Source organism: Enterobacter sp. BIDMC92, assembly GCF_001030225.1.
GTDB classification, from domain to species: domain Bacteria; phylum Pseudomonadota; class Gammaproteobacteria; order Enterobacterales; family Enterobacteriaceae; genus Enterobacter; species Enterobacter sichuanensis.
This window is the reverse complement of the sequence record NZ_KQ087598.1, coordinates 4,351,478-4,370,474: the sequence shown is the minus strand read 5'-3', so window position 1 is coordinate 4,370,474 and position 18,997 is coordinate 4,351,478. Positions and strand designations below refer to the sequence as shown.

Annotated in this window: 21 protein-coding genes; 16 read left to right on the top strand and 5 right to left on the bottom strand. The window is 53.0% G+C overall.

Annotated elements, in window-relative coordinates; translation table 11 throughout:
• Positions 1–4: 4 nt before the first annotated feature.
• The 4 genes from SP99_RS20585 to SP99_RS20570 all read right to left on the bottom strand — a co-directional run bounded on the left by SP99_RS20585 (position 5) and on the right by SP99_RS20570 (position 4,158).
• Positions 5–874, bottom strand: coding sequence for a phosphoribulokinase (locus tag SP99_RS20585; RefSeq protein WP_045285964.1), 870 nt, complete (start codon positions 872–874; stop codon positions 5–7).
• A 30-nt stretch (positions 875–904) separates the two neighbouring features.
• Entirely contained in the window at positions 905–1,123 is a 219-nt protein-coding gene (locus tag SP99_RS20580; protein WP_013099053.1) for a YheU family protein, read from the bottom strand.
• Positions 1,120–2,142 (bottom strand): hydrolase, encoded by a 1,023-nt coding sequence (locus SP99_RS20575; RefSeq protein WP_045285963.1) that lies wholly within the window; start codon positions 2,140–2,142, stop codon positions 1,120–1,122. The genes SP99_RS20580 and SP99_RS20575 overlap by 4 nt, the downstream gene beginning before the upstream one ends.
• Positions 2,143–2,253: 111 nt before the next feature.
• Positions 2,254–4,158 carry an ABC transporter ATP-binding protein gene (locus SP99_RS20570; protein ID WP_047959601.1) on the bottom strand — a complete coding sequence of 635 codons (1,905 nt, stop codon included), beginning with the start codon at positions 4,156–4,158 and terminating at the stop codon, positions 2,254–2,256.
• Positions 4,159–4,296: 138 nt separating this feature from the next.
• Between SP99_RS20570 and kefG the strand changes: the two genes are divergently transcribed.
• The 4 genes from kefG to slyD all read left to right on the top strand — a co-directional run bounded on the left by kefG (position 4,297) and on the right by slyD (position 7,552).
• The gene (gene kefG / locus SP99_RS20565) at positions 4,297–4,848 is read left to right on the top strand and encodes a glutathione-regulated potassium-efflux system ancillary protein KefG (protein WP_014885493.1); all 552 of its coding nucleotides are present in this window, start codon (positions 4,297–4,299) and stop codon (positions 4,846–4,848) included.
• Positions 4,848–6,653: a glutathione-regulated potassium-efflux system protein KefB gene (gene kefB, locus SP99_RS20560; protein ID WP_047959600.1), complete on the top strand. Its 1,806-nt coding sequence runs from the start codon at positions 4,848–4,850 to the stop codon at positions 6,651–6,653. The genes kefG and kefB overlap by 1 nt, the downstream gene beginning before the upstream one ends.
• Positions 6,654–6,666: 13 nt before the next feature.
• Positions 6,667–6,867 (top strand): YheV family putative zinc ribbon protein, encoded by a 201-nt coding sequence (locus SP99_RS20555; protein ID WP_013099038.1) that lies wholly within the window; start codon positions 6,667–6,669, stop codon positions 6,865–6,867.
• 94 nt (positions 6,868–6,961) lie between these two features.
• A complete protein-coding gene (slyD, locus tag SP99_RS20550) occupies positions 6,962–7,552 on the top strand; it encodes a peptidylprolyl isomerase (protein ID WP_008503010.1) in 591 nt (196 codons plus the stop codon).
• Positions 7,553–7,635: 83 nt separating this feature from the next.
• On the opposite strand, the gene SP99_RS20545 is transcribed toward slyD, so the two are convergent.
• Entirely contained in the window at positions 7,636–7,854 is a 219-nt protein-coding gene (locus SP99_RS20545; protein ID WP_024907948.1) for a protein SlyX, read from the bottom strand.
• Between the two features lie 239 nt (positions 7,855–8,093).
• On the opposite strand from SP99_RS20545, the gene fkpA reads away from it, so the two are divergent.
• The 12 genes from fkpA (at position 8,094) to bfr (ending at position 18,965) form a co-directional block, all read left to right on the top strand.
• The gene (fkpA, locus tag SP99_RS20540; protein WP_025758059.1) at positions 8,094–8,915 is read left to right on the top strand and encodes an FKBP-type peptidyl-prolyl cis-trans isomerase; all 822 of its coding nucleotides are present in this window, start codon (positions 8,094–8,096) and stop codon (positions 8,913–8,915) included.
• A 165-nt stretch (positions 8,916–9,080) separates the two neighbouring features.
• Positions 9,081–9,803: a helix-turn-helix transcriptional regulator gene (locus SP99_RS20535; RefSeq protein ID WP_003861697.1), complete on the top strand. Its 723-nt coding sequence runs from the start codon at positions 9,081–9,083 to the stop codon at positions 9,801–9,803.
• Positions 9,803–10,189 carry a sulfurtransferase complex subunit TusD gene (tusD, locus tag SP99_RS20530; protein ID WP_025758057.1) on the top strand — a complete coding sequence of 129 codons (387 nt, stop codon included), beginning with the start codon at positions 9,803–9,805 and terminating at the stop codon, positions 10,187–10,189. Before SP99_RS20535 ends, tusD begins: the two co-directional genes overlap by 1 nt.
• Complete coding sequence (gene tusC / locus SP99_RS20525; protein WP_047959599.1) at positions 10,189–10,548, top strand: sulfurtransferase complex subunit TusC; 360 nt, start codon at positions 10,189–10,191, stop codon at positions 10,546–10,548. The genes tusD and tusC overlap by 1 nt, the downstream gene beginning before the upstream one ends.
• A 7-nt stretch (positions 10,549–10,555) precedes the next feature.
• A complete protein-coding gene (gene tusB, locus SP99_RS20520; RefSeq protein WP_047959598.1) occupies positions 10,556–10,843 on the top strand; it encodes a sulfurtransferase complex subunit TusB in 288 nt (95 codons plus the stop codon).
• Positions 10,844–10,967: 124 nt separating this feature from the next.
• Positions 10,968–11,342: a 30S ribosomal protein S12 gene (gene rpsL, locus SP99_RS20515; protein WP_000246815.1), complete on the top strand. Its 375-nt coding sequence runs from the start codon at positions 10,968–10,970 to the stop codon at positions 11,340–11,342.
• A gap of 96 nt (positions 11,343–11,438) precedes the next feature.
• Positions 11,439–11,909: a 30S ribosomal protein S7 gene (gene rpsG / locus SP99_RS20510; RefSeq protein ID WP_004106370.1), complete on the top strand. Its 471-nt coding sequence runs from the start codon at positions 11,439–11,441 to the stop codon at positions 11,907–11,909.
• Between the two features lie 96 nt (positions 11,910–12,005).
• A complete protein-coding gene (gene fusA, locus SP99_RS20505) occupies positions 12,006–14,120 on the top strand; it encodes an elongation factor G (protein ID WP_021242224.1) in 2,115 nt (704 codons plus the stop codon).
• A gap of 69 nt (positions 14,121–14,189) precedes the next feature.
• The gene (gene tuf / locus SP99_RS20500) at positions 14,190–15,374 is read left to right on the top strand and encodes an elongation factor Tu (RefSeq protein ID WP_014830236.1); all 1,185 of its coding nucleotides are present in this window, start codon (positions 14,190–14,192) and stop codon (positions 15,372–15,374) included.
• A gap of 260 nt (positions 15,375–15,634) precedes the next feature.
• Positions 15,635–18,058, top strand: a complete 2,424-nt coding sequence (locus SP99_RS20495; RefSeq protein WP_047959597.1) for a glycosyl hydrolase family 18 protein — start codon at positions 15,635–15,637, stop codon at positions 18,056–18,058.
• 164 nt (positions 18,059–18,222) lie between these two features.
• Positions 18,223–18,417 carry a bacterioferritin-associated ferredoxin gene (gene bfd, locus SP99_RS20490; RefSeq protein ID WP_025759243.1) on the top strand — a complete coding sequence of 65 codons (195 nt, stop codon included), beginning with the start codon at positions 18,223–18,225 and terminating at the stop codon, positions 18,415–18,417.
• Positions 18,418–18,488: 71 nt separating this feature from the next.
• Positions 18,489–18,965, top strand: coding sequence for a bacterioferritin (gene bfr, locus SP99_RS20485; protein ID WP_025759242.1), 477 nt, complete (start codon positions 18,489–18,491; stop codon positions 18,963–18,965).
• The last annotated feature ends 32 nt before the right edge of the window (positions 18,966–18,997 follow it).

The window sequence follows — 18,997 nt, the reverse complement described above, 5'->3', positions numbered from 1 at the left end:
CAACTCACTCGATCTGTTTCCCTTCCATCAGTCGCTGTACCAGTGGCGTCATGATGAGCTCCATTGCCAGTCCCATTTTTCCGCCCGGCACCACTAACGTATTCATATGCGAAATGAACGAACCCTGCAGCATCGCCAGCAGCCACGGATAATCAATGCCTTCGAGATTGCGGAAATGGATCACCACAAAGCTCTCATCCAGCGACGGGATACTTTTGGCGGCGAACGGGTTGGAGGTGTCCACCGTCGGCACGCGCTGGAAGTTGATATGGGTGCGGGAAAACTGCGGCGTCAGGTAGTTGATGTAATCTTCCATGGAACGCACCACCGAGTCCATCACAGCCTCGCGTGAGTGGCCGCGCTCGCTCATGTCACGCGTCAGCTTCTGGATCCACTCCAGGTTAACAATAGGCACCACGCCGACCAGCAGATCCACGTGGCGCGCCACGTCGTGCTGCGGCGTGACCACGCCGCCGTGTAATCCTTCGTAGAACAGGACGTCGGTAGGTTCCGGCAGCGGCTGCCAGGGAGTAAAGGTGCCCGGCACCTGATTCCAGGGAACGGCTTCATCATAGGTATGCAGATACTTGCGGGATTGCCCTTTGCCGCTCTGTCCGTACTCAATAAAGGTTTGCTCCAGCAGGCCGAAGTCATTGGCCTCCGGGCCGAAGTAACTGATGTGTTTACCCAGATCGCGCGCCTTACGGATGGCCATATCCATCTCCGGACGCGTGTAGCGGTGAAAGCTGTCACCTTCGACCTCCGCCGCACGGAGATTCAGCTGGGCGAAAATCTTGCGAAAGGCGAGGCTGGTGGTGGTGGTTCCCGCACCACTCGACCCCGTAACGGCAATAATCGGATGTCTGGCAGACATAACAACTCCCTGACTGAAAAGGGTGGAAGATCAGCCGTGAAACGCGTTGCGGGGCATGATATTGACCGTCTCATGCAGTTCTGACCACACCAGCACCACGTCGCCGCTTTTCAGCTGGCGCTTTACATCGTTGACCTTTTGCTCAAGCGAGCGTTCATGTTCACCATAATCGGTGCCTTCGCGCAATACAAAGCTTTCAATCAGATTATCGAGCGTTTCGGGAGCCAGATCCTGCCAGGGAATAATCATTTTGCACCGTCCAGATAAGGGGTAAGCCAGTCAGGGATACGCGTCTCAAGCCACATTTTCGGGCGGCGCAGCGTGCCACCGATAAACCCGACGTGGCCGCCATGCTCGGTCAACTGATAGTGAACGTTGTCGGGCAGAAACTCCTGTGCGGGGATCGAGTGGTGATCCATAAAGGGGTCATCTTTGGCATGAATGATCAGCGTCGGTTGCGTGATCTTGCTGAGCAGCGGCATGGCGCTGCACTGACGATAGTAATCAATCGCATCGGCGAAGCCGTGAATTTTGGCGGTGATCAGATCGTCGAACTCGCGAATTCGGCGCACCTTTTTCAGCTGGCGCAGGCTGACCGGCAGCGTATCCGGGTAAGCCTTCAGCTTACGCGCCGCGTTGGCTTTCAGCAGGTTGAGCAGATAGCGCTGATAGACGCGGGAAAAGCCTTTATCCATATGGTAGCTGCACTGCTCCAGCATAAACGGGGCGGAGACAATGACGGCCGCATTCAGCGGTACGCTTTCGCCCTCTTTGGCCAGCAGACAGGCCAGCATATTGCCGCCCAGCGAGTAGCCCACGGCGGCGGTTGGCACGTTGCCAAAATTATCCCGCAGCCAGTGCAAAAACCACGTACCGTCTTCGGTTTCACCCGAGTGATAAATGCGTTTCTGACGATTGGGTTCGCCGCTACAGCCGCGAAAATGCATCACCACGCCGAGCCAGCCGCGCGCTTTTGCCGCCTCAATTAACCCATGCGCATAAGGGCTGTGCAGACTGCCTTCCAGACCGTGAAAGACCACCAGGCGCGGCTTATGGCGGGCCTGCTCCGGTGCTTCGCTCCAGGCGAGATCCAGAAAGTCACCGTCCGGCAGGTCAAGCCGTTGCCAGTGCGGGGTGAACTGAACCTTGCGGCGGATCAGTCGCGGCAGCATGGTCTGCAAATGGCGATTGGCCACGCCGCGCATAGGCACGAACTCAGTGCTGTCTTCGGCCGCAATGTCGAAGTCTGATGGAATGATTTGGGTCATAAGCGCGATGCTGATTCTTGTCGGAAATTTACGATACTTTCCGAATTGTACCCCGTTTAGCCAGGATTTCCGAACCAGGGACGGATCCTGTTCGCAAAACGGGGCAAATACTCAGTCGGCCTGCAGCATCGCTTCCAGCTGTTCCTGGGCGTCGAGCCAGGCCATCTCACACTCTTCGAGGTTCGATTTGGTCTTCGCCTGGGTTTGCAGGCAGTCCGTCAGCTCCGCTTTACGGCTCTGGTCATACAGACCGCTGTCGCCAAGCTTCTCTTCAACGGCAGCAAGCGTGGCGTTGAGCTTTTCCATCTCTTTTTCGAGACGGGCAATCTCTTTACGCAGCGGCTGCGTCTGGGTGCGCAGCTCCGCTTCACGGCGTTTCTGGTCTTTACGCGCCTGGGCGCTGTTGGCGTTCTCTTTCGTTGGCTCTTCCGGCTGGTTTTCCTGCTTCTGCACGTCCGTCAGCCACTGCTGGTAGTCTTCCAGATCGCCGTCGAACGGCTCGACTTTGCCGTCGTGCACTAAGTAGAGATCGTCCGTGGTGGAGCGGATCAGGTGGCGGTCGTGCGAAACCACAACCAGTGCGCCTTCGAACTCAATCAGCGCTTCGGTCAGTGCCTGACGCATGTCGAGATCGAGGTGGTTGGTCGGTTCATCGAGCAGCAGCAGGTTCGGGCGCTGCCAGACGATCAGCGCCAGCACCAGACGAGCTTTTTCGCCGCCGGAGAAACGTTCGGTGTTTTCGGTGACCTTATCGCCCTGGAAGCCGAAGCCGCCGAGATAATCGCGCAGCTTCTGCTCTATCTCCTGCGGCGCCAGACGCGCCAGGTGCTGGATCGGGGATTCATCAGCGCGTAAAAATTCCAGCTGATGCTGGGCGAAGTAGCCAAGCTTGATGCCCTTCGCCAGCCCGATTTCGCCGCTGACCGGGTTAAGTTCGCCCGCCAGCAGTTTGATCAGCGTGGATTTACCGGCACCGTTGCGTCCCAGCAGACCAATACGTGAACCCGGCACCAGGTTGAGCTTGATGGAGTCGAGAATTGTACGATCGCCGTATCCGGCGCTCACTTTTTCCATCTTCAGCAGCGGGTTTGGCAGGCTTTCCGGCGCGCGGAAGCTGAAGTGGAACGGGTTGTCCACGTGCGCCGGGGCAATCATCTCCATGCGTTCCAGCATCTTGATGCGGCTCTGGGCCTGCTTCGCTTTAGACGCTTTGGCCTTGAAGCGATCCACAAAGCTCTGCAGGTGCGCGACGCGCTGCTGCTGGCTTTCGTACATGGACTGCTGCTGGGCAAGACGCGTCGCGCGCTGGCGCTCGAAGGAGCTGTAGTTACCGGTGTACTCGAACATCGTTTGCTGTTCGATGTGAATGATTTTATCCACCACCGGGTCGAGGAAGTCGCGGTCGTGGGAGATCAGAATCAGAGTGCCCTGATAGCTCTTAAGCCACTTCTCCAGCCAAATAACCGCATCGAGATCGAGGTGGTTGGTCGGTTCATCGAGCAGCAGCAGGTCAGAGCGGCAGATCAGCGCCTGCGCCAGGTTGAGGCGCATACGCCAGCCGCCGGAGAAGTCGCTGACCGGGCGTTCCAGCTGTTCATTGCTGAAGCCCAGGCCGTGCAGCAGGCTGGAGGCGCGGGAGCGAATGGTCCACGCGTCAATGGCGTCCAGCTTGCCGTGAACGGTGGCGATGGCGTGGCCGTCGTTGCGCTCGTTAGCGGCGTTGAGTTCCGCCTCGAGCTTACGGTATTCACGGTCCCCGTCGATAACATAGTCGAGTGCCGGTTCGCTGAGGGCGGGCGTCTCCTGGTTCACCCAGGCGAGTTGCCAGTTCCCCGGGAAGGTAAAGTTACCGCCATCCGCGCTAATCTCGTTTTTCAGCAGCGCCAGCAGCGTGGATTTACCACAGCCGTTTTTGCCGACCAGACCCACTTTTTGGCCCGGGTTGATGGTAGCAGTGGCGTTATCCAGCAGGACGCGCACGCCGCGACGAATTTGTAACGAGGAGAAAACAATCATAGAAGCGCCGTATGTTCCGACTATGTTAATTTGTCATTATGATAATGTAAGGTGTGGGCCATTTTCCGCACCGGGCCGCCATGGTAGCCCAAAACAACGACGATACACAAAAACAGAAACAAGACCGGGAGGGGAATGATGTCTCAGACAGCAAAAGTGCTGCTGCTGTATGCCCATCCGGAATCTCAGGACTCGGTGGCGAACCGGGTTCTGCTTAAGCCGGCTACTCAGCTCAGCAACGTGACGGTGCACGATCTCTACGCGCACTATCCTGATTTCTTTATTGATATTCCTTATGAGCAGGAACTGCTGCGTCAGCATGACGTGATTGTGTTCCAGCATCCGCTTTATACCTACAGCTGTCCGGCGCTACTCAAAGAGTGGCTGGACCGCGTGCTGAGCCGGGGCTTCTCCAGCGGGGTGGGGGGCAACCAACTGGCGGGAAAGTACTGGCGTAGTGTGATCACCACCGGTGAGCCAGAAAGCGCTTACCGCCACGACGGGCTGAACCGCTATCCGATGAGCGACATCCTGCGGCCTTTCGAGCTGACGGCGGCAATGTGCCGTATGCACTGGATGAGCCCGATTATTGTCTACTGGGCGCGGCGTCAGGATCCCAAAGAGCTGGCGAGCCACGCCCGAGCCTATGGTGAATGGCTGGCGTCACCGATTCCGGCAGGAGGTCGTTAATGGAAGGATCGAATTTGCTCCTCGCCGGGGTGCTGTTTTTATTTGCGGCCGTTGTCGCGGTGCCGTTTGCTGCACGGATTGGAATCGGGGCGGTGCTGGGGTATCTGCTGGCGGGGATCGCGATTGGCCCCTGGGGGCTGGGATTCATCAGTGATGTGGATGAAATACTCCACTTCTCCGAGCTGGGCGTGGTGTTCCTGATGTTCATCATCGGCCTGGAGCTGAATCCTTCTAAATTATGGCAGCTCCGACGCTCTATCTTTGGCGTGGGTGCCGCGCAGGTGTTGTTCAGCGCCGCCATTCTGGGCGGCCTGTTAATGCTGACGGACTTTTCCTGGCAGGCGGCGGTGATAGGCGGAATAGGCCTTGCGATGTCGTCGACGGCGATGGCCCTGCAGCTGATGCGCGACAAAGGGATGAACCGCAACGAAGCCGGTCAGCTGGGCTTTTCGGTGCTGCTGTTCCAGGATTTAGCGGTGATCCCGGCGCTGGCGCTGGTGCCGCTGCTGGCCGGTTCCGGCGACGATCATTTTGACTGGGCGAAAATTGCCATGAAGGTGCTGGCCTTTGCGGGCATGCTGATTGGCGGACGTTTCCTGTTACGTCCCGTGTTCCGTTTTATTGCCGCCTCGGGCGTGCGCGAAGTCTTTACCGCCGCGACGCTGCTGCTGGTGCTGGGATCGGCGTTGTTTATGGACGCGCTGGGGCTGTCGATGGCGCTCGGGACCTTTATCGCCGGGGTGCTGCTGGCAGAGAGCGAATATCGCCACGAGCTGGAAATTGCTATCGATCCCTTCAAAGGGTTGCTGTTGGGGCTGTTCTTTATTTCGGTGGGGATGGCGCTCAATCTCGGCGTGCTCTATACCCATCTGCTGTGGGTTGTGGTCAGTGTTGCCATTCTGGTGGCGGTAAAAACACTTGTGCTGTACATCATGGCTCGCATTTACGGCTTGCGCAGTTCGGAGCGTATGCAGTTTGCCAGCGTGTTAAGCCAGGGGGGCGAGTTCGCGTTTGTGCTCTTCTCCACCGCCTCCTCCCAGAAGCTTTTTAAAGACGATCAGATGGCGCTTTTGCTGGTGACGGTTACGCTGTCGATGATGACCACGCCGCTGCTGATGAAGCTGGTGGATAAACTTCTGTCGCGCCGCTTAAACCCGTCTGACGATGAAGATGAAGCCCCGTGGGTGGAAGACGACAAGCCGCAGGTGATTGTGGTGGGCTTTGGCCGCTTCGGACAGGTCATCGGACGTTTGCTGATGGCGAACAAGATGCGCATTACCGTGCTGGAGCGCGATATCAGCGCGGTCAACCTGATGCGCAAATATGGCTATAAGGTTTATTACGGCGACGCGACCCAGCTCGAGCTGTTGCGCTCTGCTGGCGCAGAGGCCGCCGAGTCCATTGTGATTACCTGCAACGATCCAGAAGACACGATGAAGCTGGTGGAGCTCTGTCAGCAGCATTTTCCGCATCTGCACATTCTGGCGCGTGCGCGTGGACGTGTTGAAGCTCACGAACTGTTGCAGGCGGGTGTGAAACACTTCTCTCGTGAAACGTTTTCCAGTGCGCTGGAGTTGGGTCGCAAAGCGTTAATCTCGCTGGGGATGCATCCTCACCAGGCGCAACGCGCCCAGATGCATTTCCGCCGGCTGGATATGCGGATGTTACGCGAGCTGATGCCGGTGCATACCGATACGGCGCAGATCTCTCGCGTGCGGGAAGCGCGTCGCGAACTGGAGGAGATCTTCCAGCGCGAGATGCAACAGGAACGACGCCAGCTTGATGGCTGGGATGAATTTGAATAAAGGGTAACGAAAGATGGCTGTACGTAAACGCTTTATTGCGGGTGCAAAATGTCCCTCCTGCCAGGCGCAAGATACCCTGGCGATGTGGCGGGAGAATAATATTGATGTTGTTGAGTGTGTTAAGTGCGGTCACCAGATGCGAGAAGCTGATAAAGAGGCCCGCGATCATGTGCGCAAAGAAGAGCAAGTTATCGGGATTTTTCATCCGGACTAGCGATATGCCCTGAGTTTTTTTAAGCTAAAGGGTACACGGGTGCAGATTTCCGCTACAATCTGCGCCAGCAATTTTCCCACGCTCAGGAGATATCATGAAAGTAGCAAAAGACCTGGTGGTCAGCCTGGCCTATCAGGTACGTACAGAAGACGGTGTGTTGGTTGATGAGTCTCCGGTGAGTGCGCCGCTTGACTATCTGCATGGTCACGGTTCCCTGATTTCTGGCCTGGAAAACGCGCTGGAAGGTCATGAAGTTGGCGACAAATTTGACGTTGCTGTAGGCGCGAACGACGCTTACGGTCAGTATGACGACAACCTGGTTCAGCGCGTGCCTAAAGACGTGTTCATGGGCGTTGACGAGCTGCAGGTTGGCATGCGTTTCCTGGCTGAAACCGACCAGGGTCCGGTTCCTGTTGAAATCACCGAAGTGGAAGACGACCACGTTGTGGTTGACGGCAACCACATGCTGGCTGGCCAGAACCTGAAGTTCAACGTTGAAGTTGTCGCTATCCGTGAAGCAACCGAAGAAGAGCTGGCTCATGGCCACGTTCACGGTGCGCACGGTCACGACCATGACCACGATCACGGCCACGATGGCTGCTGCGGTGGCCACGGCCATGACCATGGTCACGACCACGGTCACGGTAAAGGTGGTTGCGGTAACGGCGGCTGCGGTTGCCACTAAGACCTGTCGTTTGACATGCTGGCCCGGTAAGCTTCGCGACACCGGGCACAAAAAAGCGGGAGAATCCCGCTTTTTTTTATGCCTCAATAATGAGGAGGTGGCGTCTCTTCTGACTGAGAGGCAATGTTCGACGGCTGGGTGGCCTTCAGCTTTTCCGTCAGCAGGCGCATATGATCCCGCAGTTTCGCCATTTCGAGCTCATGTGCGGTCACGGTCTGGTTTAGTTCTTCGATGGTGATGTCCTGAAAAGCCAGGCGGCTTTCCAGCTCAGCCATTCTCGCTTCTAATGCTGTATCCTTCATCATTCACCTCGTTTATTTCAGATTCGCCATAATGGCCCCGCGGCGGCGCAGTTTAACTGAGTTTATCCTTAAGTACAGTCTGCATCCCCCGGGCAAGAAACTTATTTAAACAAAAATAGTCTGAAAAGTGGCGAGAATTGGAAGTGTCTGTCTGTAGATTTCTTCCGCAACGTTTTATAGTACGTCACTCATTTTACGTTTAATGCTGGGGTGAGAGTCCCCAGGCCCTGGAGATATGGATGAAATCACTGTTTAAAGTAACGCTGCTGGCAACGACAATGGCTGTTGCGCTGAACGCGCCGCTGTCATTCGCGGCTGACACTGCTGCGAAGCCTGCTGCCACGGCAGACAGCAAAGCGGCGTTCAAAAATGACGACCAGAAATCCGCCTACGCACTGGGCGCATCTCTGGGTCGTTACATGGAAAACTCTCTGAAAGAACAAGAGAAACTGGGCATCAAACTGGATAAAGCCCAGCTGATCGCCGGCGTTCAGGACGCCTTTGCTGATAAGAGCAAGCTCTCTGACCAGGAAATCGAACAGACTCTGCAGGCGTTTGAAGCGCGTGTGAAAGGTGCCGCTCAGACTAAGATGGAAGCGGACGCGAAAGACAACGAAGCGAAAGGCAAAGCCTACCGCGATACCTTTGCTAAAGAGAAAGGTGTGAAAACCTCTTCTACTGGCCTGGTGTACAAAGTTGAGAAAGAAGGTACCGGCGATGCACCTAAAGACAGCGACACGGTTGTCGTGAACTACAAAGGTACGCTGATCGACGGTAAAGAGTTCGATAACTCTTACACCCGTGGTGAGCCACTCTCTTTCCGTCTGGATGGTGTAATCCCTGGCTGGACTGAAGGCCTGAAAAACATCAAGAAAGGTGGCAAAATCAAGCTGGTTATCCCACCGGATCTGGCCTATGGCAAAACCGGCGTTCCGGGTATCCCTGCGAACTCTACGCTGGTCTTTGACGTAGAGCTGCTGGACATCAAACCGGCTCCGAAAGCGGATGCGAAGGCAGACGCGCCGGCTGAAGAAAAAGCAGCGACAGACGCTAAGAAGTAATGTGACAAAAACCGCCGCCTTTCAGGCGGCGGTTTTTTTATTGTGGGGCAGATATAATTAACACTGGAAAGCGCTATACACGCTGTATTAATTTAGTTGTCCGTGTAGATAATGAGCCTGCCCTGAAAACCGAATGACAGGCTCCTGAAAAGGAGTGTTTTTTTCATGTCCAGGTCGCTTTTAACCAACGAAACCAGTGAACTTGATTTGCTGGATCAACGTCCTTTTGACCAGACCGACTTCGATATTCTGAAATCCTATGAAGCGGTGGTGGACGGGTTAGCGATGCTCATTGGCTCCCACTGCGAAATCGTATTGCACTCCCTGCAAGATCTGAAGTGTTCCGCTATCCGCATTGCGAATGGTGAGCATACTGGCCGTAAAATTGGTTCGCCAATCACCGACCTTGCATTGCGTATGTTGCATGACATGACCGGCGCGGACAGCAGCGTCTCCAAATGCTATTTCACCCGCGCCAAAAGCGGCGTGCTGATGAAATCAGAAACTATCGCGATTCGAAACCGCGAGCATCGTGTGATTGGGCTGCTGTGCATCAACATGAACCTTGATGTGCCATTCTCGCAAATCATGAGCACCTTTATTCCACCTGAAACGCCGGATGTTGGCTCATCGGTTAACTTTGCCTCCTCCGTCGAAGATCTGGTCACGCAGACGCTTGAGTTTACGATTGAAGAGGTGAATGCCGATCGCAACGTCTCGAACAACGCCAAGAATCGCCAGATCGTGCTTAATCTCTACGAGAAAGGGATTTTTGATATTAAAGACGCCATCAACCAGGTGGCCGATCGTCTGAACATCTCCAAGCACACGGTCTACCTCTACATCCGCCAGTTCAAAAGCGGTGATTTCCTGGGACAAGACAAGTAATGCGTTTTGCGTTAATGGTGACAGGCCCGGCGTACGGTACACAGCAGGCCAGCAGCGCGCTGCAGTTTGCGCATGCGCTTCTGGCGGCCGGGCATGAGCTGGCGAGCGTCTTCTTCTATCGGGAAGGGGTGTATAACGCGAACCAGTTTACGTCGCCGGCGAGCGACGAGTTTGATTTGGTGCGTGCCTGGCAGGCCTTAAACGAAAAGCAGGGCGTTGCGCTGCATATCTGCGTCGCGGCGGCGCTGCGTCGAGGTGTCGCTGATGCAACTGAAGCCGGGCGTCTTGGTTTAGCAGGCGCTAACCTGCAGCCCGGTTTTTCGTTGAGTGGTCTCGGGGCACTGGCCCAGGCGGCGTTAACCTGCGACAGAGTGGTGCAGTTCTGATGAAGCGTGTCGCGTTTGTTTTTACCTCGGCACCGCACGGCAATGCATCCGGCAGAGAAGGGCTGGATGCGCTGCTCGCGACTTCCGCGTTGACTGAAGATATCGGGGTCTTCTTTTTGGGGGACGGGGTGTTTCAGCTTCTGGCGGGTCAGCAGCCACAGGCCATTCTGGCGCGGGATTACATCGCCACCTTCAAAGTGTTACCGCTGTACGACATTGAAACGTTGTATGTCTGCGCCGATTCGCTGACCGCGCGCGGATTGAATGACAAGACGCCCCTGGTGCTGGATGCGACGCGCTTGCCGTCCGCTGCACTGCGCGAGCAACTCTCGCATTACGACACTATTCTGACTTTCTGAGGCTGCCATGCTCCATACCCTGAGCCGCTCACCGTGGCAATGTGATATCGACACGCTCGTGAGCATGCTGCGCGAAGGCGATGATCTGCTGCTGATTCAGGATGGCGTGCTTGCTGCGCTGGAAGGCAGCCGTTTCGTTGAAATCCTCACGAATGCCCCCATAACTGTCTCTGCGCTGAAGGAGGATCTGGATGCGCGGGGTCTTTCTGGTCAAATTTCAGCCAAAATTGACGTGGTTGGCTATACTGATTTCGTCAATCTTACTGTTACGCACGCCAGTCAAATGAACTGGTGATTTGAGATCGCTGTATATTTCTTGACACCTTTTCGACGTAGCCCTAAAATTTCGCGTCCTCATATTGTATGAGGTCGTTTTATTACGTGTTTACGAAGCAAAAGCTAAAACCAGGAGCTATTTAATGGCAACAGTTAACCAGCTGGTACGCAAACCACGTGCACGCAAAGTTGCAAAGAGCAACGTGCCTGCGCTGGAAGCCTGCCCGCAGAAACGTGGTGTATGTACTCGTGTATATACCACCACTCCTAAAAAACCAAACTCCGCACTGCGTAAAGTATGCCGTGTGCGTTTGACTAACGGTTTCGAAGTGACTTCCTACATCGGTGGTGAAGGTCACAACCTGCAGGAGCACTCCGTGATCCTGATCCGTGGCGGTCGTGTTAAAGACCTTCCGGGTGTTCGTTACCACACCGTTCGTGGTGCGCTGGACTGCTCAGGTGTTAAAGACCGTAAGCAGGCTCGCTCCAAGTACGGCGTGAAGCGTCCTAAGGCTTAATGGTTCTCCGTTAAGTAAGGCCAAACTGATTTATCTTAATGTCAAACTAAACTCGTAGAGTTTTGGACAATCCTGAATTAACAACGGAGTATTCCCATGCCACGTCGTCGCGTCATTGGTCAGCGTAAAATTCTTCCAGATCCGAAATTCGGATCAGAACTGCTGGCAAAATTTGTAAATATCCTGATGGTAGATGGTAAAAAATCTACTGCAGAAGCAATCGTATACAGCGCGCTGGAGACCCTGGCTCAGCGCTCTGGTAAAAATGAACTGGAAGCTTTCGAAGTCGCTCTCGACAACGTGCGCCCGACTGTAGAAGTTAAGTCTCGCCGCGTTGGTGGTTCTACTTATCAGGTTCCAGTTGAAGTTCGTCCGGTTCGTCGTAATGCTCTGGCAATGCGTTGGATCGTTGAAGCTGCTCGTAAACGCGGTGATAAATCCATGGCTCTGCGTCTGGCGAACGAACTTTCTGATGCTGCAGACAACAAAGGTACTGCAGTTAAGAAACGTGAAGACGTTCACCGTATGGCAGAAGCCAACAAGGCGTTCGCACACTACCGTTGGTAATCCCTTCGGAGTATTAGTCACCAGGCGGGCGCTTCAGAGAAGCCGCCCGCTCTGGGTAACTTAACTGAACGTCTAAAGATATAAACGAGGAATCAAATGGCTCGTACAACACCCATCGCACGCTACCGTAACATCGGTATCAGTGCGCACATCGACGCCGGTAAAACCACTACTACCGAACGTATTCTGTTCTACACCGGTGTAAACCACAAAATCGGTGAAGTTCATGACGGCGCAGCCACCATGGACTGGATGGAACAGGAGCAGGAGCGTGGTATCACTATCACCTCCGCAGCGACTACTGCATTCTGGTCAGGTATGGCTAAGCAGTACGAACCGCATCGCGTAAACATCATCGACACCCCAGGGCACGTTGACTTCACCATCGAAGTAGAACGTTCCATGCGTGTTCTTGACGGCGCGGTAATGGTTTATTGCGCAGTTGGTGGTGTTCAGCCACAGTCTGAAACCGTATGGCGTCAGGCGAACAAATATAAAGTTCCACGCATCGCGTTCGTTAACAAAATGGACCGTATGGGTGCTAACTTCCTGAAAGTTGTTGGCCAGATCAAAACCCGTCTGGGCGCGAACCCTGTTCCGCTGCAGCTGGCAATTGGTGCTGAAGAAGGCTTCACCGGCGTTATCGACCTGGTGAAAATGAAAGCCATCAACTGGAACGATGCAGACCAGGGCGTTACCTTCGAATACGAAGATATCCCAGCTGCAATGCAGGACCTGGCTGACGAATGGCACCAGAACCTGATCGAATCCGCTGCTGAAGCTTCTGAAGAGCTGATGGAGAAATACCTGGGTGGTGAAGAACTGACTGAAGAAGAGATCAAAAAAGCTCTGCGTCAGCGCGTTCTGAACAACGAAATCATCCTGGTAACCTGTGGTTCTGCGTTCAAGAACAAAGGTGTTCAGGCGATGCTGGATGCGGTAGTTGACTACCTGCCATCCCCGGTTGACGTTCCTGCGATCAACGGCATCCTGGACGACGGTAAAGATACTCCGGCTGAGCGTCACGCAAGCGACGAAGAGCCATTCTCTGCACTGGCGTTCAAAATTGCTACCGACCCATTCGTGGGTAACCTGACCTTCTTCCGCGTATATTCTGGTGTGGTTAACTCCGGTGACACCATCCTGAACTCCGTGAAAGCGGCGCGTGAACGTTTTGGCCGTATCGTACAGATGCACGCTAACAAACGTGAAGAGATCAAAGAAGTTCGTGCGGGCGACATCGCTGCAGCTATCGGTCTGAAAGACGTGACCACTGGTGACACCCTGTGTGACCCGGATCACCCAATCATTCTGGAGCGTATGGAATTCCCAGAGCCGGTAATCTCCATCGCAGTTGAACCAAAAACCAAAGCTGACCAGGAAAAAATGGGTCTGGCTCTGGGCCGTCTGGCGAAAGAAGACCCATCATTCCGCGTATGGACTGATGAAGAATCTAACCAGACCATCATCGCTGGTATGGGTGAACTGCACCTGGACATCATCGTTGACCGTATGAAGCGTGAATTCAACGTTGAAGCGAACGTGGGTAAACCTCAGGTTGCTTACCGCGAAGCGATTCGCGCGAAAGTTACCGATATCGAAGGTAAACACGCTAAGCAGTCTGGTGGTCGCGGTCAGTACGGTCACGTTGTGATCGACATGTACCCACTGGAGCCGGGCTCTAACCCGAAAGGTTACGAGTTCATCAACGACATCAAAGGTGGTGTAATTCCTGGCGAATACATCCCAGCCGTTGATAAAGGCATCCAGGAACAGCTGAAAGCGGGCCCTCTGGCTGGCTATCCGGTTGTTGACATGGGTATCCGTCTGCACTTCGGTTCTTACCACGACGTTGACTCCTCTGAACTGGCGTTTAAACTGGCTGCGTCTATTGCCTTTAAAGAAGGCTTTAAGAAAGCAAAACCAGTTCTGCTTGAGCCAATCATGAAGGTTGAAGTAGAAACTCCTGAAGAGAACACCGGTGACGTTATCGGTGACTTGAGCCGTCGTCGCGGTATGCTGCGTGGTCAGGAATCCGAAGTGACTGGCGTTAAGATCCACGCTGAAGTTCCGCTGTCTGAAATGTTCGGATATGCAACTCAGCTGCGTTCTCTGACCAAAGGTCGTGCATCATACACCATGGAATTCCTGAAGTATGATGATGCGCCTAACAACGTTGCTCAGGCCGTTATTGAAGCCCGTGGTAAGTAATCCACAGGATTAAAACCTAAGTCCCGTGCTCTCTCCTGAGGGGAGAGCACTATAGTAAGGAATATAGCCGTGTCTAAAGAAAAATTTGAACGTACAAAACCGCACGTCAACGTTGGTACTATCGGCCACGTTGACCATGGTAAAACTACCCTGACTGCTGCAATCACTACCGTTCTGGCTAAAACCTACGGTGGTTCTGCTCGTGCATTCGACCAGATCGATAACGCACCAGAAGAAAAAGCTCGTGGTATCACCATCAACACCTCTCACGTTGAGTACGACACCCCGACTCGCCACTACGCACACGTAGACTGCCCAGGCCACGCCGACTATGTTAAAAACATGATCACCGGTGCTGCGCAGATGGACGGCGCGATCCTGGTAGTTGCTGCGACTGACGGCCCAATGCCTCAGACTCGTGAGCACATCCTGCTGGGTCGTCAGGTAGGCGTTCCTTACATCATCGTGTTCCTGAACAAGTGTGACATGGTTGATGACGAAGAGCTGCTGGAACTGGTAGAGATGGAAGTTCGTGAACTGCTGTCTCAGTACGATTTCCCAGGCGACGATACCCCAATCGTTCGTGGTTCTGCTCTGAAAGCGCTGGAAGGCGACGCAGAGTGGGAAGCGAAAATCATCGAACTGGCTGGCTTCCTGGATTCTTACATCCCAGAACCAGAGCGTGCGATTGACAAGCCATTCCTGCTGCCAATCGAAGACGTATTCTCCATCTCCGGTCGTGGTACCGTTGTTACCGGTCGTGTAGAGCGCGGTATCATCAAAGTTGGCGAAGAAGTTGAAATCGTTGGTATCAAAGAGACTGCGAAGTCTACCTGTACTGGCGTTGAAATGTTCCGCAAACTGCTGGACGAAGGCCGTGCTGGTGAGAACGTTGGTGTTCTGCTGCGTGGTATCAAACGTGAAGAAATCGAACGTGGTCAGGTTCTGGCGAAGCCAGGCTCAATCAAGCCACACACCAAGTTCGAATCTGAAGTGTACATCCTGTCCAAAGACGAAGGCGGCCGTCATACTCCGTTCTTCAAAGGCTACCGTCCACAGTTCTACTTCCGTACAACTGACGTGACCGGTACCATCGAACTGCCAGAAGGCGTTGAGATGGTAATGCCAGGCGACAACATCAAGATGGTTGTGACTCTGATCCACCCAATCGCGATGGACGACGGTCTGCGTTTCGCAATCCGTGAAGGCGGCCGTACCGTTGGCGCGGGCGTTGTTGCTAAAGTTCTGGGCTAATTACACGTTTTAATTAACGTTTTAGTCTTAAAAACCCCGAATTTATTTCGGGGTTTTTTATTTTTACTACATGCAAATTTAAATAAATATAAGGCGATGTCATTAATATTTACTTTGCTGGTAAGATGAGTGTGCTTATTTCTTAAAACGGCTTTCGTTATATAAACTTATTTGAGTTTGATTCCTGTGGTCATTACCTTATGGGCTGCTACATCGTTATGTAATAACCCAATGGATTAAAAACAACAGGAATGTTTAAAATGAAATTAAATCTCGCAACGAAAGCTTTATTTTGCATGGGGCTGACATGTGCTGCGCTGCCTGCATTCGCGCTCGAAGCATGGAGCGGTCAGGAAGGTGGCAGTACTTATGAAGTTATTTTCGATGGCGGTGTGTATAAGAATGCATGGTGGGTAGGCGCCTCAGATTGCCCGGGCAATGCTGCTAACGATCAGGCAAATAACCCCTGGCGTTTTGAACGCAACGCGACCGCCGCTGAAATGGATAAATACGGTAATCCTGTTACCTGTGAAACCAGTGGTGGTACGGTAACTTATCCTGCCTATGATAATAGCGTTGCTTATAAAGCGGGTGATGTTGTTAGCTATAACAATGCAACGTATAAAACCTCGGTTGCGCAAAGCGCATATGGTTTTGTTCCGGGCCAGGATAATCCATGGGAAGCTTATGCGCCCGTTGTGCAGTGGTCATCTTCCACCGTTTATAATAAAGGCGATAAAGTTCAGAAAAACGGTCAAGAATATGAAGCTCTGTTTTATACCGTAGGAGACGATCCTTCGCTTGCCGCTAACCAGAACCCGACCGGCTCCAACGGCCGTCCCTGGAAACCACTGGGTGCCGTTACCACATACACTCAGGATCAGCTGAACAAGGCGCCGGTTTATAATTCCTCAACCCTATATGAAAGCGGTACGCTGATTCGCTACAACGGTGGGAATTACGTCTCGCAGGCCAAAGTACAGAAAGTCTCCCCATCGGATACCAACCCGTGGCGTGTCTTTATCGACTGGACAGGCACCAAAGAAAAAGTCGGTACGCCAACATCTGCATGGCCAGCTCACGTCTATGCTCCGTATGTCGACTTTACCCTGAATGCCCAGCCAGACCTGGCAAGCCTTGCTCAGAACCAGGGCGTTAATCACTTTACGATGGCCTTCGTGGTGAGTAAGGATGCCCAAACCTGTCTGCCAACCTGGGGTACGGCCTATAACATTAACGACTACGCGCAGTACAGCAAGATTAAAGCGCTGCGTGAAGTGGGTGGTGACGTGATGGTTTCCATTGGCGGCGCCAATAATGCTCCGCTGGCGGCATCCTGTAAGAATATCGACGATCTGAAGCAGCACTACTACGACATCGTGGACAACCTGAACCTGAACGTACTGGACTTCGATATTGAAGGTACCTGGGTTGCCGATCATGATTCCATCAACCGTCGTAATGAAGCGGTGAAAGCCGTGCAGGACACCTGGAAGTCAGAAGGCCGCAAGGTCGGTATCTGGTATACCCTGCCCATTTTGCCAACCGGTTTGACCGCTGAAGGTCTTTACGTGCTGGAAGATGCGAAAGCCAAAGGTGTGGAGCTGGCAGGTGTTAACGTGATGGCGATGGACTATGGCAACAGCATCTGTCAGTCCGACGGTACTGAAGGCCAGAACATACATGGCAAGTGCGCCACATCGGCCATTGAAAACCTGTTCAGCCAGCTGAAGCAGATCTTCACCGAGAAGAGCGATGCTGAAATCAACGCGATGATGGGTACCACCCCAATGATCGGTTATAACGATGTTCAGGGTGAAGTGTTCTATATGTCTGATGCGAACCTGGTGATGCAGGATGCCACAGAGCGTGGTCTGGGCATGATTGGTATCTGGTCTATGATGCGCGACCAGCCGGGTGTGCCGAAGCAGGTTTCTCCTGAACACAGCGGTCTGACCGAGCAGCAGGCGTCTAAGTATGCTTTCAGTGAGGTGTTTGCGCCGTTTACTAAAGGTGGTGACGCTGGCGATCTCCAGGGAGATGTAAAAGCTGTCTTTGTGGACGTCTTCGATGGAAAACAACGCATCAACGTAAACTTTGATAGTAGTAAGCTTAGCGGGTCAAATCAGTATACGGTTGAAGTTGACGGCCAGTATGTCTTTTCCACGAACGGGGCACGTTATTCCGACAGCGAAAAAACTGTCTATGGCGATCAGACGACCCTACGTACTGGAGATAAAAGCGCTATCCTCCACCCGGGGGCAGTGGTTACGGTTAAACGCACCCATCCTGATGCTGAAACGCTGGCAACATTGACCGTCACTGACGACATGCTTAAGGGGAACAACCCGCTGGTGAGTAGTTCCGACGTTAAATCATTAACCGTGAAGAGAGAAAAAGGTATACCGATGGTGTATGTCGGTTTCGAGGCGGACAAGCTGGCTTCCGGAACCAGGAGCGGATATTACGCTAAGGTAATGGGCGACGAGAAGAATGGTAACTACATTTTTAGCTGTTATGGTGGTAGTTGCTATTATTCATCTAAGTCGACAAAAAATGGTGTGACCACAGTGAAATCGGATGAGAGAGCGATTTCAGTTGGTGAAACGATAGTGATTGAACGCATCGCCCCAAATCCAGCGACTATTGCGAAGATCGTCGTAACGGAAGATATGCTTAAATAAAACATCACGTTAAGTTATATAAAAACCTGGGCCAGAGAAAATACTGACCCAGGTTTTTTATCTGATAGCGAAATATTCATGGAGGAAATAAGGCTATTTAACTTGCTCTTGAAGTGAGAACAATAATCATTTATGCTGAAGGTGTTCATGGTTCGGGAGTGCATATGTACATCTGTTTGTGTAATGGCGTTAGCGATAAAAAAATCCGTCAGGCTGTGCGTCAGTTTCAGCCACAATCCTTTCAACAATTACGCAAGTTTATTCCCATTGGAAATCAATGTGGTAAATGTGTTCGTGCTGCACGGGAAGTTATGCAAGACGAGTTAATGCAAATGCCGGAATTTAAAGAGATCGCCTGAACGACGCTCTTTTTTTTGACATCTCCGTAGCCCCATCTACGCTCTAAGTGTGGAAGCGGAGGGACTATATAATGAAAGGTGATGTTAAAATCATAAGTTATCTCAATAAATTATTGGGAAATGAGCTTGTCGCAATTAACCAGTATTTTCTCCATGCGAGAATGTTCAAAAACTGGGGCCTTAAGCGTCTGAATGACGTTGAATATCATGAATCTATCGACGAGATGAAGCACGCCGATAAGTATATTGAGCGTATCCTTTTCCTCGAAGGTATCCCAAATCTGCAGGATCTTGGCAAACTGGGCATTGGTGAAGATGTCGAGGAGATGCTGCGTTCCGACCTCAGGCTGGAACTTGAAGGCGCTAAAGATCTCCGGGAAGCTATCGCCTATGCCGACAGCGTTCATGATTACGTGAGTCGTGACATGATGATTGAGATTCTGGCAGATGAAGAGGGCCATATCGACTGGCTGGAGACCGAGTTAGATCTTATCCAGAAACTGGGTATCCAGAACTATCTGCAGGCGCAAATTCGCGAAGAAGAGTAACGATTGCAGGAAGGTGTTACACCTTCCTGTTT